Annotated in this window: 13 protein-coding genes; 7 read left to right on the forward strand and 6 right to left on the reverse strand. The window is 51.8% G+C overall.

Going from position 1 to position 13,862, the window contains the following annotated elements; translation table 11 throughout:
- Nucleotides 1–165: 165 nt before the first annotated feature.
- Entirely contained in the window at nt 166–543 is a 378-nt protein-coding gene (locus tag SIB72_RS01925) for an AbrB family transcriptional regulator (RefSeq protein ID WP_115118469.1), read from the reverse strand.
- Nucleotides 544–1,091: 548 nt separating this feature from the next.
- On the opposite strand from SIB72_RS01925, the gene SIB72_RS01930 reads away from it, so the two are divergent.
- A complete protein-coding gene (locus SIB72_RS01930) occupies nt 1,092–1,310 on the forward strand; it encodes a hypothetical protein (protein ID WP_413744420.1) in 219 nt (72 codons plus the stop codon).
- 529 nt (nt 1,311–1,839) lie between these two features.
- Complete coding sequence (locus SIB72_RS01935; RefSeq protein ID WP_137006987.1) at nt 1,840–2,133, forward strand: hypothetical protein; 294 nt, start codon at nt 1,840–1,842, stop codon at nt 2,131–2,133.
- 315 nt (nt 2,134–2,448) lie between these two features.
- On the opposite strand, the gene SIB72_RS01940 is transcribed toward SIB72_RS01935, so the two are convergent.
- Nucleotides 2,449–2,712 (reverse strand): hypothetical protein, encoded by a 264-nt coding sequence (locus tag SIB72_RS01940; protein WP_413744421.1) that lies wholly within the window; start codon nt 2,710–2,712, stop codon nt 2,449–2,451.
- A 338-nt stretch (nt 2,713–3,050) separates the two neighbouring features.
- On the reverse strand, nt 3,051–4,784 hold the full coding sequence (locus SIB72_RS01945) for a hypothetical protein (RefSeq protein WP_413744422.1): 1,734 nt from the start codon (nt 4,782–4,784) through the stop codon (nt 3,051–3,053).
- 393 nt (nt 4,785–5,177) lie between these two features.
- Between SIB72_RS01945 and SIB72_RS01950 the strand changes: the two genes are divergently transcribed.
- Nucleotides 5,178–6,425, forward strand: coding sequence for a hypothetical protein (locus SIB72_RS01950; protein ID WP_413744423.1), 1,248 nt, complete (start codon nt 5,178–5,180; stop codon nt 6,423–6,425).
- A gap of 78 nt (nt 6,426–6,503) precedes the next feature.
- On the forward strand, nt 6,504–7,142 hold the full coding sequence (locus SIB72_RS01955) for a hypothetical protein (protein WP_413744424.1): 639 nt from the start codon (nt 6,504–6,506) through the stop codon (nt 7,140–7,142).
- Nucleotides 7,143–7,235: 93 nt separating this feature from the next.
- On the opposite strand, the gene SIB72_RS01960 is transcribed toward SIB72_RS01955, so the two are convergent.
- Both SIB72_RS01960 and SIB72_RS01965 read right to left on the reverse strand, forming a co-directional pair.
- Entirely contained in the window at nt 7,236–7,715 is a 480-nt protein-coding gene (locus SIB72_RS01960) for a hypothetical protein (RefSeq protein WP_413744425.1), read from the reverse strand.
- A complete protein-coding gene (locus tag SIB72_RS01965) occupies nt 7,693–8,442 on the reverse strand; it encodes a hypothetical protein (RefSeq protein ID WP_413744426.1) in 750 nt (249 codons plus the stop codon). Before SIB72_RS01965 ends, SIB72_RS01960 begins: the two co-directional genes overlap by 23 nt.
- 549 nt (nt 8,443–8,991) lie before the next feature.
- On the opposite strand from SIB72_RS01965, the gene SIB72_RS01970 reads away from it, so the two are divergent.
- Nucleotides 8,992–9,156 carry a hypothetical protein gene (locus SIB72_RS01970; RefSeq protein WP_413744427.1) on the forward strand — a complete coding sequence of 55 codons (165 nt, stop codon included), beginning with the start codon at nt 8,992–8,994 and terminating at the stop codon, nt 9,154–9,156.
- A 1,279-nt stretch (nt 9,157–10,435) separates the two neighbouring features.
- Nucleotides 10,436–11,782, forward strand: coding sequence for a zinc-ribbon domain-containing protein (locus SIB72_RS01975; protein ID WP_413744428.1), 1,347 nt, complete (start codon nt 10,436–10,438; stop codon nt 11,780–11,782).
- 148 nt (nt 11,783–11,930) lie between these two features.
- Here the strand turns inward: SIB72_RS01975 and SIB72_RS01980 are convergent, their stop codons facing one another.
- Nucleotides 11,931–12,266 (reverse strand): MarR family transcriptional regulator, encoded by a 336-nt coding sequence (locus SIB72_RS01980; protein WP_413744429.1) that lies wholly within the window; start codon nt 12,264–12,266, stop codon nt 11,931–11,933.
- Between the two features lie 394 nt (nt 12,267–12,660).
- Here SIB72_RS01980 and SIB72_RS01985 point away from each other — a divergent pair, with 394 nt between their 5' ends.
- The gene (locus SIB72_RS01985) at nt 12,661–13,491 is read left to right on the forward strand and encodes a M20/M25/M40 family metallo-hydrolase (RefSeq protein WP_413744430.1); all 831 of its coding nucleotides are present in this window, start codon (nt 12,661–12,663) and stop codon (nt 13,489–13,491) included.
- Nucleotides 13,492–13,862: the final 371 nt, after the last annotated feature.

Genomic DNA, 13,862 nt, shown 5'->3' on the forward strand with positions numbered 1-13,862 from the left:
TCTAAGGGATTGCAGGATTGCCGCAACGGCTCTGGTCTGAATGAAGGCTTAGCCAGACATACCATTTCAATCAAGAAAGGCAGCTCGGGTGATGGTTGCGAATAGCAATAAAAAGGAGGGACTGTGAAGCCCCTCCCTATGACCCACTAAGACCTAGGCAGTGATTCAGTCTTCACCACCATCTTCTTCGTCTGAACCACCAACGGGAACGAGGCGGATTTGCTTGCGACCCAGCTTGATTTCAAACTCATCTCCAACCTGAAGGTCGAGCATTGCTGTGTATGCCTTGCCAATCAGAAGGTTGCCATTGCCCTGCACCTTGGCGACGTAGGACAACTTGCGTCCACCTTTACCAATGCCTGCAGTACCACCACCCAGGTCAATACCCTTGGCATTCAAAAGAGCTTCGTAGAAAGCGGTGAAGTTGACTCGCTGACCGCCGTCCTTTTTGTCAGAAACGTAACCACAAGCCGTTGCCAGGTCACTCTTGGAGACGTCCCCGAGTTCTTTGACTTTGGAGAGGAGGTCGGAGCCGGTGAGCATCGTTTCAATAGATATTGACCATCCAAACATATCGCTCCTCTGGCCACTGGCAATCCTTTAAGTTGCCAATTCTGGAAACAAAATACTGACCACAAACCAGGCCGAAGCGCGACTATATTCTTGCATCGCTGCCTTTTCCCAGCTGCAGACCACTACGCACTGACATTGACCACTGCGACCACCAAAGGAATCGGCGCTCACGACGCAAAAGGTCGGCCAGCGGAATCACCTGCACCGGGAAAAGCAAAGGCATAGCCCCGGCGGAGACGAGCCATCACCAGAACCCCTTAGCGCGCTTCAAGTCAACCGAGATGGTTTTGCCATTGAGGTCGTCGACAACCCGGTGCATATGACTAGGCTCCGGCGGCACACAAGACCATGCCACCAACGGGCAACAACCATCACTTCCATCAACGGCGGGGCCTCCAGGCGGAGGAGCGATGGCCCAAGGAGCTGCGCCCACCAGTGGTGCGACCATGACGCTTTGGCTCAAATCGAAGATGCGCAATGAGAGCAAAGAAACGTAGAGTGGCAGCAAATATCAACGCTTGATGAAAAAGATTGCTGCTGCCATTGCGATGACAGCGTCTTTATTTGTGGCAACTGCGAGCAATGCAGAAATCATCCCCCAAACAATCATTTTACCACCTACGATTGGCGGCTGGCAGGGAGAGTGGGGAATACTGCCTTGGCATCCACAATTCAGGAATAGAAACCCGGAGAAGCAAGATACATTCGCAGAGCAAGCAGGAGTGGCAGCATTGTGACCATCGAAAAACTGAAAAGGGTTCAACTCTCATTCGAGCCAAAGGGCAGCTTCAACTACTACATTTTGATCGAGAGATTCAATTGCTCGGCGAACACAAGTGGCCACACTCTTTTCACAAGAATAGAACCTGAAACCACGAGCAACAATGGAATTTACACCATAGACGGGGCAGAGATTCAATTCCCAAAAATACGAATAGTGAACAAGTACTACTACGTGATTAGCGGCAATGCCTCTACCAAATCAATGGAGATGAATCCAGTCATGCCGAACACTTATGGATCCGCAGTGCATGATGCAGTGTGCAAACACATCAAGTGAGTAATGCTGAATAGACAAAATGGATGCGCGGCAACATCCTTGTTGTAATGCACTCATGCCTGGACAAGCCGTCTCGGCAGCGACCCCAACCTGTGTGACCAAGGTCACAGCAGACATTGAGCCAGGTCAACGAAGTCTGTGGCGATCAAGGCGATGGTCTGCGAGGCGGGAGGGCTGACCTCCTCGACTCACTTCGCACCACCACCATGATCAAACGCCCAGTCACAACACAACTGCATTCCATTCATGCTGATGTCGATCAAGAATTAAGCATCGACACGCTCAGCGCATGCTCAGGAGGCGACAAATTGACTCCGTGGGGATTTTTCACTCAATTTGCCGTAGCCGTGTATAAAGGTGCAAAGGAAATTGAAGAAACGCAGAGAACAGGCAAACTCCCTGAGAGATTTCATACGCCAGTGAGCGACATCTTTGGGGGTGACGGTGTCTGGATGCCCCCTGGTGGTGACACCAGTGACAACCCTGGTGTCTTTCACTGATCAGATTCAATCTGAACGACAACCCTGCTTTCTTGAGCAGGGTTTTGTATTGGGCAGCTGCGGTGTGCGGCCAGGTGGTGATGGTCATTGGCGATGGAAGTGCAGCTGCCCTGTGAAGCGAGTTCAGAACAACATCCGCTGCCAAAGGGAGCAGTCGTTTCGGCACGCACAGAACTGGTCAACTCCCTACAAGTACAGGTGTATTGACCACACTAAAAAGGCAGCCTTACAGCGAACTTGTGGTTCGTCGTAGCAAGGAAAGCCCTCAGTGATTGACGGCTTTCCTTTGCATTCCAGGTCTTTCGGCAACACTGCTTATGCCGCTTGAGAACGTCGCCGCTTGGCTCGACGCGGCTTGCCTTGCTTTGGCTGTTCCGCCGCCTTGAGGTACACCTTCCTCCCTTTGGCATCGATTCGATAAAAGCCACCTCGGGGGCCTTTATGAATGGCGGACGCTTGATCGGACTGCAGCGCTTGCTGAGTCCGTTCTTTCAGCGTTGTCTTACTTTCGACAAATGTCGGCTGATCAGGTTTTTTGAGGAATAGCCACTTCAACAATGAGCCAAGAGCGTTCAACACAGATAGAGGGTTGAAGTGACAGCTCTAGTAAACCGTTGCTGTCAAGAGTGCACTGCCTGGGCGGAATCGCAGAGTCAAAAAGGTTGGCCCCCGGGCCGCTCAGCAGCAGCTGTATGAATGGGTGCTGCCAGGGCAGCGCTAGCCAATAACTCCTGTTTTTCCTATTGGAACTTCAGAGTTGATGGCTCTGCCATGAGGCCCACAGGCATCAACAAGTGCTGCCCCCTCTGAGGCTTCAGCTTTCACCCGCTGAATACAAAGGTCGATCTGGGCTCCGACCTCTGTCGCTTGAGCATCGGCAGTAGCGGCAGGACGAGAGAACAACGCAATTGGAGCAATCAGGCTTCTGAATGAGATGATTGGCTTCGGAAAATAAGATTCTGCTCACAAAACTCACGCCATCCAATTTCCTCAATATTCTCAACTAACGCATCCATTTGAATTACCATATCAGACACAGAAAAATCCTTATTGCGAAGCTCTGTATTCCCACCCCAATCAGCAATATCAGGAGGCAAGAACCCTGGTGCAGCCCATGCAGTAGAAAGCAAGAGGTATTGCTCTGCAGTCCAAGCTACAGCTCTAGGCATAATTTTCCTATAAAAAGTGTCTGTATAATCACCCCTTGACCTATCTTCAAAATCAATCGCAATCCCAAATTTATAGTAATTACTAAAAGCCTCTACCAAATAAAGCTCAGTATCAACCTCCGCCCACAATTCATTCGCAAGAAAAGCATAATAGCTATCTCGCCCGCGATTCAAGTCGCCACATTTTTGACAACCACTTCCAGCCATATGATTACGAGCACCTTGGGTAAATTCACCATGATCCCGAATTGGGCAAACAATAGTCACAACTTCATCTAAAACTTTAGAGAAATCACGAACATTGGAATAGTCATACTTTTTACCGTGGACGGCTTGACATCTAGAAATCCATTCTTCACGCCCAATAGCCCTTACTTCATTCCACAAATACTCCATATGGCACTTTCTACAGCCAGAACGGAAGTGCACTGAAGGAGCCTGAAAGAAACTCCCATGGCTTGGGCAAACAATTTCCACCTCAGCATGCCCTCTGGACTTCTCACCACAAAGCTCACCAAGCCGAACTAGCGAATAGTCGTATTTATCACCATGCTTTTCTCGGGCGCGGGCTAAAAAATCATCCAAAGTCATTGCAAAGCATTCAGCCCGAGACAACTCGGCACACTTCTTGCACCCACCACCAGAAAGATGAACTGATGGCAGCTGACTAAAAACACCATGACCATTAATTGGACAAATAATTTTTACCTCATCCTTGCTCGTCACATAATTCACTAAGTCATACTTGTACTTATTGACCCCATGCATTTTCTTGGCTTTGTTCACAAAAGTAAGGGTATCGCTCCTACATCTTTGTGCAGTAGCTAATCTCGCACACAGCTGACAGCTACTGCGTCCTCTCATAAAATTGTTAGCCTCAGTCTCAAAAAGGCCATGCCCCTGAATACGACATATTGGCGTTACAGTATCGTGCATCAAAGTATATTTAATTTCGCTTAAATCATATTTACCATCATGTACTTCCTCACACCTGCGAACATACTCTTTTTGTGTCATCCTCCGCTCCCGCATAGCCGAAGAAAGACTACATTTATTGCACCCTTGCCCAGATACATGCTTCGCTGCCCTTTGCTTAAAACAACAGCAATCTGGGCAAATAATCCAATACTCATCTGTCTTCCTATTAAATTGCTCAATCAACCCATAGTCATATCTGCCCTCTCCATGCTTCAAGTTCGCATCGCGAATAAAGTCTTCTAAGGTGTAATCTGTTGCGCCTCTAGTCGCTCGCTCTGCCTTGGTCTTATCTCGCTGCTTCAGCTGAGTACAAGTAACACACCCCTTATCCTTTCCCTTCGACTGAATCCTCAGTGAATAATGGCCCTTACTGCATGGCTTCGAGGCAAAATATTTCCCAACAGACTTCTCAAACGCTTCTTCCGGACTAGAAGGGTAGTCCCTTACCCATTCCAGTGGAACGCTAGTTAATTCAGTACAAACAATAACTGGCTTTTGCGGCATAAAAGCTAAAACAAATAGCGAATAGTTCTGTTTATTTGCTCAACGTAGATACTGTCGCTCAGGATGTGCATCCCCAATTTAGGGAATAAGGAAGAAATGCACAAATCCGGAGTGGTTGTCACGAAGCCAGCAAGAGACGAGCTGTTGTCACGAATTTGTCACGCGGCCCCTGAGCAATAAAAAGCGGACCCCTTAGATCCGCTGCAGTGGAATGATTGAGGGGGCCTTCCAGCCCCCATGGGTCACTTGGGTGATAGGACTGAATAGTCTCTAGCGAGGCCAAGGGATTTCAGCCAAAATCCAGTTCATCACTGTAGTTCCGAATAATCATCAGTTGCGCAGGAGAGTCGCGGAGAGTAGTTTTAGGCCCAGTTTTAGGCCCATTCCTCTCCGATGCCTCGGTTGAAGAAAAACAAGGAGACATGGGAGATCGGCCTCCAGGGCGCGGTCAGCGGAGGGAAGCGTGGGTGGTCGGTCAGCGAACACAACGGCAGGACCCGGCTACGCCTCCAGTTCCCTAAGACCGGGGACTGGCCCGCCAACGCTCAGACCAACCTTCCATTCCCCTGGGACAAACGATCTACGAACGAAATCGTCCTCCTGATTAATCGGGTCTACGAGCCCGTAATGAGCGGGAAGAAAACACTCCATCAAGCCATCGGCGACGAACTGGCTCTCAGCGACAACAAGGCCAGCGAAGTGGTCACGCCATGGCCAGAAATCGTGGAGAGGTTCCGGGACAACAGGCTCAACCTTGGCAACCGAATAAAACCCGAGACCTACGACACCAGCTACGGGCGGTACCTGCAGGTGGCCCTCCTGCACCTCCAAGGCCGCAAACCGGCCGGGAGGGGCAAGGAGCTGATTGAGCGGGTTCTGACTCACGAGCGGTTCAATCAGAAGTCAGGCGTCAAACAAGGCGAGATGCTCAAACCTTGGATTGAGATGTCGGCATCACGGCAGGAGTGCTGCCTCGCCCTGAAACTCTTCCTTGAGTACGCGGTCTCAGAACACCGCCAGCCTCAGGCTCTTCTGATTCCAGAGAGGGACTACCTGCAACTACGAGGTGCTGGGGCAAAGCGCAGGCAGAAAGCAGTCCTCACTGATGACGAAGTGATGGAACTCACCCGACAGCTCTCGGAGCCCTGGGCCAACGTCGTAAAAGTCGCCCGAGTCTTCGGGGTGAGGACTTGGGAATTTGAATTCATCCTCCGCAGAACGAATGAGGAAGGGAACCCTCAGCTCTGGGTGAACAAGGGCAAGACCTACAACAAAAGCGGAGGGATCAAGGAAGAGACTGAGCCCCGATGGCTGGAAGCCATAGCCGTGAATGGTCAGACTTTTGACCTAGTGAAGAAGTGGGATCAACTGGAGTGGCCTCCGATTATCAGTGGCAAAAGCCTCGGAGCAAAACTTCGACTGCTCCCGTACTGGCGAGAGCTCGTGGCGAAGTACGAAGCCCAGGGCGAATGGCTCCGGCCCTACTCATTCCGGGACACATTCAGCGTCCGGTCCCACGACCTTGAGATTGAGACCACATTGGTATGCGCAGCCATGGGGCATTGCCCTGAGGTGCATCGCCGCAGCTACCGCACATACGAAGCGAAGACGGTTCGCAATGCCTACAAGAGGGCGTGCTGAGGCGGGATAAATCCCTCACCCAAGGGATGCGCCATCAGCAGACTCAGGGCCATGGTGTGGGTAGTGAGCCCGAAGGCGATGATCCGACCCACACTCACAACGATTGCCTTTCTCGCAGGCGCCCTGCCCGTTGCCGCAGAAAAACAAGTCATTGTGTCTCAGACAGAAGATATGGAAAGGGCTTCGCAGCTGGCTTCCATTCGATTAGTTCTCGAATGCAGAAAAGTTACTGCATCCGAGAAAACAATCATTTTAAAGAAAGTAGGCGTTGGAGCTGCGGAACTAAATGATCCAGCAGTGGTATTACTTTCAAATAAGTATAAGAGGCACCTCTCGTCAGACTGCAGATCATTCGACAAGATTGAAGTTGGACGAGAGATGATTAGGGTCTCCAATGCATATGACATACGCTTTAATGGCGCTCCTAGGAGTCAGGTTAAGCTAACAAAAGAGAAATTTGCAGCAGCCGCAGGACTCATTGCAGCCCTAAACTGCAGACATGATCAAGGAATGCTTCAAACCACAAAGGAGAAGACAAACCTCCTTGGATTGGGTCTTAAAAAATCTGGGATCCCTTTAGGTGCAGCAATGAATAAGAATGTCGCTTTAGCTGCGGCTGGTATTAGGCCATATCTTGATGCGTCTTGTGAAAAATTTATTGAGGCGAAAGAGGGCAAGGTCATACAGATCCTCTTGCGATACTACGAGTCACAATGACAAAGCCGACAGCTAAATTTTCTTTTGCGTGGTCTGGCGGGTTCCTCGGGTGAACGGCGGTCGTACGACGCACCCGGTGAAGCTAGATGTTCATTAGAAATACCCCCCCGCTGGAGGGATACGCCCAGCCCTGTTGACGAACATAATGCATTCAGATGAATCAATAGAATGCAGGACTTGAAGACTTATCTCCAACCCGCTGCCACGATGCTTGTCGCGCTCGGCCTCAGTGCGATTGCCATTGATCAATACCGAACCAGCAATGCGCGGTTCATATGCGCGCAGGTTTTTGGAAACAGTGAAGGCAATAAAAAGGATATCGCTCGACTTGGATTGCCTGAGAAGAGCCATTACAGAAACGTCCGCGGTTACTGCAGGGCGTGTATCAACCCTGAAAGCAGCGGTGGTGGATACGCCTCGATTGATTTCCCCATCGAAATCGACGTGAACATAAAGAGGATGCCAGCCATTTATGGCGACGTGGGCATACGCGGCAACGTGGCAGCATAAATACCCTTGTGGAAAGTCCTGGCCTCTCCACCTGAAATGCTCAGCTAATTTCGCATCGCCCATCGGACAGCCTGGCCACCATTCTGGTGTACATGGCGCCAAGTGTATTTCTAAATCCTTGATACCGCTTATCAGCCAAGGCTTTTGCTATTTCCTTTGAAGCTTCACAGGCTACGACCGAGTCTGTGTTGTTTGTAATGGCCATCCGCGAAAGTAAATTAACCATCCCAGAGAAGGCACAATGACTAGCACTATCCTCGGCAGACAAGGTCGTATCAAGGACATTGAAGTCAACTAGAGTGTTTCCAGGCTGCAATGGAAACCCGCCATAAAACTGTCTCCCTTGCGTACCCTTGGTCTTGCATCCAGAGAGCTTTATTACGGCCAAAGAAATATCGTGACTGACCTTTGCGTCAGACGCAGAAAGGGGAATACGAAGAGATTTTTCACTTCTAAAGCCATCTGTCATATGCAAAAGCAATGACATATATGCAATTGACAGGAAATCATTTGGGCCTCTGCTGTCTAGTTGATTATTTTTCCGCGTCTGTCCTATTGCCCACCAAGCCCAATTCAGCGCCTCTTCGCCATTGCCCTGCGCATTATGAATATTCGCAATCCACAGCATATAAGCATCGTGATAGCGACCCGTTTCTTCTTTAATTTTATTCAGGCAATTAACCGCAAAATTATATTGCTCGGCCAATGATTTATTGGCTGCAATGTGGCCCATGTATTTATCGCAAGTCCTTCCAATAAGCTTGTCGTTGTATCTAGCATTAGCGGCCAAGTTGATCGACATTAATATGGGCAAGGACGCTAACGAAAGGGCTAGGCGGCGTACCGATAGACCCATAATCACCTCTGCATATCTAGTTGACAATCATAATCTCATCTTCCACAACAACCCCTCCGAACCATCGAAGCCGACACCACCGAAGAGGCTCGGGAGAAGGCGCGTGAGCTGTTCCCCGCCACTGACCTGGCCATCGTTGCCAACGAGGATTCAAATCTTGGGCGGGACTCCTGAGGCTGGTTGATCCCCCAGTTGAGGGAGGCGGAGTGCACCAAAGATCCCTTGTTTGAGGGATGTGGGATATGAAGAGTTACGGCGATGGTGAGATCACAGGTGAACAGTGGATTTCCAGCGAAGCCTGGGCCCCTGACTCGCCCTCGGGGGCTTTTGCTTGGTGCTACGTCTCAGCCCGTGTCGTCGGCGAGACGATGCGAAAAACAAAGCCCATGTTTTCGTGATGAAACTTTCGTATGCTCTGTAGGCCTTATGGCTTGCGCCACAGTTTTATTAATTGGCACGCAGCAAGAAGCTGCGAATGCAGGCATGACCTGCGATAAGGACTACCTCGGGCGGACCGTCTGCAAAACCGATGGCGGCACTAATTTTACCGGCGATAAGGACTACCTAGGACGCGACACCTGGAGAGGTTCCGATGGGAGCAAGACCACCTGTGACACTGATTATCTCGGAAGATATCGCTGCAACTGACCGAATTACCCCGCCACGAGCGGGGTTTTTTATTGCCTGCTCTAGAATCCCTCCAATTGGGGATGCGCGCAACCCGTCACAGCGGCGAGACTGTCATTAGTTGGAACGTTCTGATGAAGGGCTACATGCGAACTGCTGCAACACTCTGTTTTGCCCTAGTGGTTGGATTGCTTATGCCTCAACAGGCACAAGGAGATTCATGGGGGGTGTCGCACAGCTGCAGTAAACCCTGGGACCGGAACGATGAGTGGTCCGTTGATTCATACAAAACGTGTATTGAAGATTTCGTAGACGAACAAAAAGATGCAATTAAGCGTCACTCCGATGCAGCAGAGGAAGCCATCGATGACTGGAACCGCTTTGCAAGGGGGTGGTGATGGCCGTAGTAAAACTCACAGATTTGGACTTAAACCCTTTTGCCTGGCCAATGTTTTGTCAGCGCAAGCTGCATCCGTAACTAGTTGCAAAGGCGAGGCAGATAGTTCAGGCTTCGACGTTGGGCGTTTCGCTAGCACCTGACCCAACGCCGCAGGAGGACGATCAAACTCTCGTCGGCTGCGAGCTCAGGCAGAGGCATACGGCAAGGAGAGCACCTGACGAAGCGCTGTAGGCAGTGGGCACCTACGTGGCAGAAAGAAGTGGGCTGGGCTCCTGAGGTGGGATGAAAGATCCCCCATTTGGGGGATGCGCGACCTCAATGGAAAGTTGAAGATGTAGGCATTCGCCTGCAGTCATTGAAGCGAGCCCTTGCCTTTGCAGCCCTGCTGTTTGCCGCTACGCCCCTAACTGCTCTAGCTCAACCCGTTTGGAGAGCTGTTGGCTGGAAGCGGAGTAAGGCCAGTTTTGGTTTTCGTGAGTCAATCCTTGTGGACATGAACAGCATCACAAGAAAAGGAGATCTCGTGACTTTTGTAAGCACGACTGTGACTATTGACGACTTGGGCCAACCGATCACTTCTACAGGGATAGTTCCAGACCTCCGGCACAGAAAGTGGAAATTAACAGACATAAATGGGACGTGGGTTCATGCAGCAAATTGCAAGACAAAGCAACGTGTCCATACTGCAGACCTTGACGTTGTTAATGGCAAGATCACAGTGAAGGAACATGCGGCCTGGTCTCCGTTTGCAGGAACTCCCGGTGTGCATTTTTTTCCCGGCTCTCCCTTGCACGGCTTGGCCGACGCTTACAATATCGCCTGCAGGAAGTGATTCCCCCCAGTTGGGGGAGGTGCAAACGCTACTTTCATAGGACCCTGCGAGAAGCCCTCAAGTGAGAAATGGGAAAACTCGAACCCGGCATTAACGACCTGGCAACAACGCGACCAGAGCTTGCCAACGAAGCAGACGGTTGGGACCCCTCAAAAGTGGCAAAAAACTCAGGGAAAAAGCTTCGTTGGCGTTGCGCCTTGGGGCACAACTGGGACGCGGTAGTTAGCAACAGGAGTAGACGAAAAAGCGAGGGAGCAGCGAGAGACGGCAGCGGTTGCCCTTACTGCGCAGGAAAGAAGGTTTGGGTGGGTTTCAATGATTTAGAAACTACTTACCCGGAGATCGCAAAAGAAGCAGACGGTTGGGACCCGAAAACCGTCACCGCAGGAAGTCCGAAAAGGAAGTCCTGGAAGTGCAAAGAAGCAGACCACCCGTCCTTTCCCCGAAGCCCTTCGGAGAGAACTTCAAAGGGTCTTAGCTGCCCTCACTGCAACCCAAAAGGCAGAACAGTTGTTGCGGGCTTTAACGACCTTGAGACTCTTTTCCCCAAAGTTGCCGCCGAAGCTTTCGGCTGGGACCCCAAAGGGACACCTCCGCACGCTCGAGCGACAAAGCAGTGGCAGTGCAAACTGAAACACCCACCTTTCCCTCAAGCGGTCTACAACAGAACAGGGCAGAAGCCTCAAGGTTGTCCTTACTGCAGCAACCAAAAGGTGTTGTCTGGCTTCAACGACCTGGCAACAAAGTTTCCAGAACTAGCCAAAGAGGCTGACGGCTGGGACCCCACGACAGTTCTACCTGGAACGCACGCAGAGAAAGACTGGCTTTGCCCACTTGGACACCCGTACAAGACAACTGTCAGAAGCAGGACTGACCAAGACAGTGGTTGTCATTTCTGCAGCGGAAACGCAGTCCTTCCGGGCTTCAACGACTTTCAAAGTGGGTACCCAGAACTTGCGAAAGAAGCAGTGGGCTGGGACCCAAGCGAGTTCACAAGAAAAAGCAACACCGTTCAGAGGTGGCGCTGCCCAAAGTGCAAAAAAAACTACCCTCAAACCATCGCTAACAGAGCCAACGGTTGTGGTTGCCGTGAGTGTGCTAAGTACGGCTTCAAAAAAAGCTTGCCTGCTTGGTTCTACTTGCTTGAAAGACCAGGTGAACAGCAGCTTGGAATAACTAACGAGCCAGAAGTAAGGCTTAAAAATCACCAACGCTACGGCTGGGTAGAGCTCGAAGTTGTTGGACCGGCAAACGGCAAGCTCGTGTTAGAGACGGAGAAGGTACTCAAGCAGTGGCTCAGGACAAAGGTCGGGTTAGTTCCTTACACTCACGAGAACTGGTTCACCTCAAAACTTGAAGTCCGTTCGTTGGCAGAACTAAAGGCAAAGAGCGGGGTCGAGACAGAACTTTTTTAGGAGGTCAACGCGCCAAGTAGTAAGCCCACACAGGGACGCGCCTATAAAAAACAGGCTCTTACGTGGCAGAAGGAGGTTGGTTGGGATCCTGAGGCGGGGTAGAGGAAGCGGCGTCATGACTTCCCCATCATTCGCGTGGGAGCGAGCATCACCGCCTGCCTTGGCACACAGCCTCTAAGTGCAGAAGCAGTTTCATGCCCTTCTCAGAGAGGCTCACCACATAACGCCTGCCTTCATTCAGATCTCGTTCGATCTTGAGCAGCTCGAAGCAGGTCTGCCGGTGCCTGACACCGGAACTGAGGGCATTCACGGAGCGGCTCACCGAAGCGTTGCTGAGGCTGAGGTGATCCTCAATTTCGGCGTAAGTCACAGATCCACGCTGACCCACGAAGAGCAGCAATTGAGCGTGGTGAAGAGTCAGTCCGTCGTAAAAGCTGGCGCCACGAAATACCTCAAGCGCCTGTGCAAGGTCGGTCAGATTCATTGTCTGAAAAAGCGGGTTTGGGTGGCGCCAACCAAAGAATTGCACCGCCGTAGAACCCTTGGTGGGCGAAGTGGACGGTTCCTCAAAAACCCGTCGTGTCACACTATTTATGACATGACATCCCAGTGATAGCAACGAGTTTTGAGGCATGCTTGCAAAACAAATAATCGACCTGAAGCTCTCAACCATTGGAAAGGCAGGGGAAAGTGGCACAGCAACTTGCAAGCAACTTGCAAGCAGGAAATGATGTGGGAAAAGGAGAGGGGCTGGCCCTGAGGCGGGGTTGCGACCGATTCGATCAACCTTGCTATCGCTCGAGAGGTACTGAGGCGAGTGCGCGAAGGAGAGCTACCGGCTCCCAGGCAAAAGCAGAATCCGATCGCAGACTGACGGCATGGCAACACTGTCACCAAGATGTCTTCAAAACCTTGAGGCCCTAGCCATTCCCCGCCACGCGCGCTGGGATCCGATGGGATTGATGGCGGTACGCAGTTATGTGCGCGAACAACTCTCTGCGCTGGGAGAGCTGGAGGAGCACCACTTCTCCAGCGGGATTGATGAAGGTTTCAACTTCATTCTCAAGCTCCCAGGCCGAAACCCCAATCGAAGGCCCCTTCTCGTTGGTGCCCACTACGACGGGCCACTGCATTCCATCGGTGCCGACGACAACGCCAGCGGCATGGCCGCTCTCCTGGAGCTAGCCAGGCGATGGTCGAGCAATCCCCCGAAACGGCCGGTGTGGCTCGTGGCGTTTGATCAAGAGGAATGGGGAATGCTGGGGAGTGCAGCCCTGGCCGACCATCTCAAAACCGAGGGCCAGAGGCTCAAACTGATGGTGAGCCTGGAAATGCTGGCGTTCACCGCAGACAACCAGGAGTATCCCCATCCCGCCATGCGCAAGTTGTATGGCGATCGCGGCGACTTCATCGCCTTGGTGGCGAACGCCAGTGCAGGTCTGATGCTCACTCAGCTCACCCATGCGATGGGGAAGCACGTCAGCACCAAGGCATTACCCGTGCCCCGCGCTGGGCGGTACGTGCCGGATGTACGTCTTAGCGATCACAGCCCCTTTTGGGATCGCGGCTACAACGCACTGATGGTGACCGACACCTCGTTTCTGCGAAACCCGAACTACCACCAGATGAGCGACACGATCGACACCCTCGATTTGCCGTTCTTTGCATCAGTGATTGATGGTCTCGACAGCGCCTTCGGTGGCCTTTGAAAAGATGAGCGAAAGAAGCCATCAGCGTTCCAACAACGACCACCTTCGTGTCATTTGGCACAACAGCATTGAGTTGGAGCCAGAACATTGATGCTGTTGCTTCAAAGCTGTGGCCAGCCGGCTGCGTCGATCCCTGCTTCAACTCGGTGACCGCGTCGGCCGCCGTGTGCCGCGCTGGCCGGAGGGATCCTGGCCCGATGCCATGCAACGCAGTCCTCGCCGGGTACGCAGCACCGCCAAGGATGTGATCAAAAACCCTCTTCCCTGCTGTGGCTTCAGAGGCAGATGGATGGGATCCAGCGGAGTTCTCTGCTCAAAGCAACAAGCGCTTGCCCATCTCCCTACCGGTGCTCCACCCAAAAGGCCAACAA

Source organism: Synechococcus sp. MIT S9451, from assembly GCF_047304725.1.
In the GTDB taxonomy this organism is placed as follows: domain Bacteria; phylum Cyanobacteriota; class Cyanobacteriia; order PCC-6307; family Cyanobiaceae; genus Synechococcus_C.

Excerpts from the sequence above, each read along its gene's own strand:
- SIB72_RS01950 (WP_413744423.1), top strand. The coding sequence starts at position 5,178 with ATGCCTCGGTTGAAGAAAAACAAGGAGACATGGGAGATCGGCCTCCAG.
- SIB72_RS01975 (WP_413744428.1), top strand. The coding sequence starts at position 10,436 with ATGGGAAAACTCGAACCCGGCATTAACGACCTGGCAACAACGCGACCA.
- SIB72_RS01925 (WP_115118469.1), bottom strand. The coding sequence starts at position 543 with ATGCTCACCGGCTCCGACCTCCTCTCCAAAGTCAAAGAACTCGGGGAC.
- SIB72_RS01970 (WP_413744427.1), top strand. The coding sequence starts at position 8,992 with ATGACCTGCGATAAGGACTACCTCGGGCGGACCGTCTGCAAAACCGAT.
- SIB72_RS01955 (WP_413744424.1), top strand. The coding sequence starts at position 6,504 with ATGATCCGACCCACACTCACAACGATTGCCTTTCTCGCAGGCGCCCTG.
- SIB72_RS01960 (WP_413744425.1), bottom strand. The coding sequence starts at position 7,715 with ATGGGCGATGCGAAATTAGCTGAGCATTTCAGGTGGAGAGGCCAGGAC.
- SIB72_RS01985 (WP_413744430.1), top strand. The coding sequence starts at position 12,661 with ATGGCAACACTGTCACCAAGATGTCTTCAAAACCTTGAGGCCCTAGCC.
- SIB72_RS01935 (WP_137006987.1), top strand. The coding sequence starts at position 1,840 with ATGATCAAACGCCCAGTCACAACACAACTGCATTCCATTCATGCTGAT.
- SIB72_RS01980 (WP_413744429.1), bottom strand. The coding sequence starts at position 12,266 with ATGAATCTGACCGACCTTGCACAGGCGCTTGAGGTATTTCGTGGCGCC.
- SIB72_RS01945 (WP_413744422.1), bottom strand. The coding sequence starts at position 4,784 with ATGCCGCAAAAGCCAGTTATTGTTTGTACTGAATTAACTAGCGTTCCA.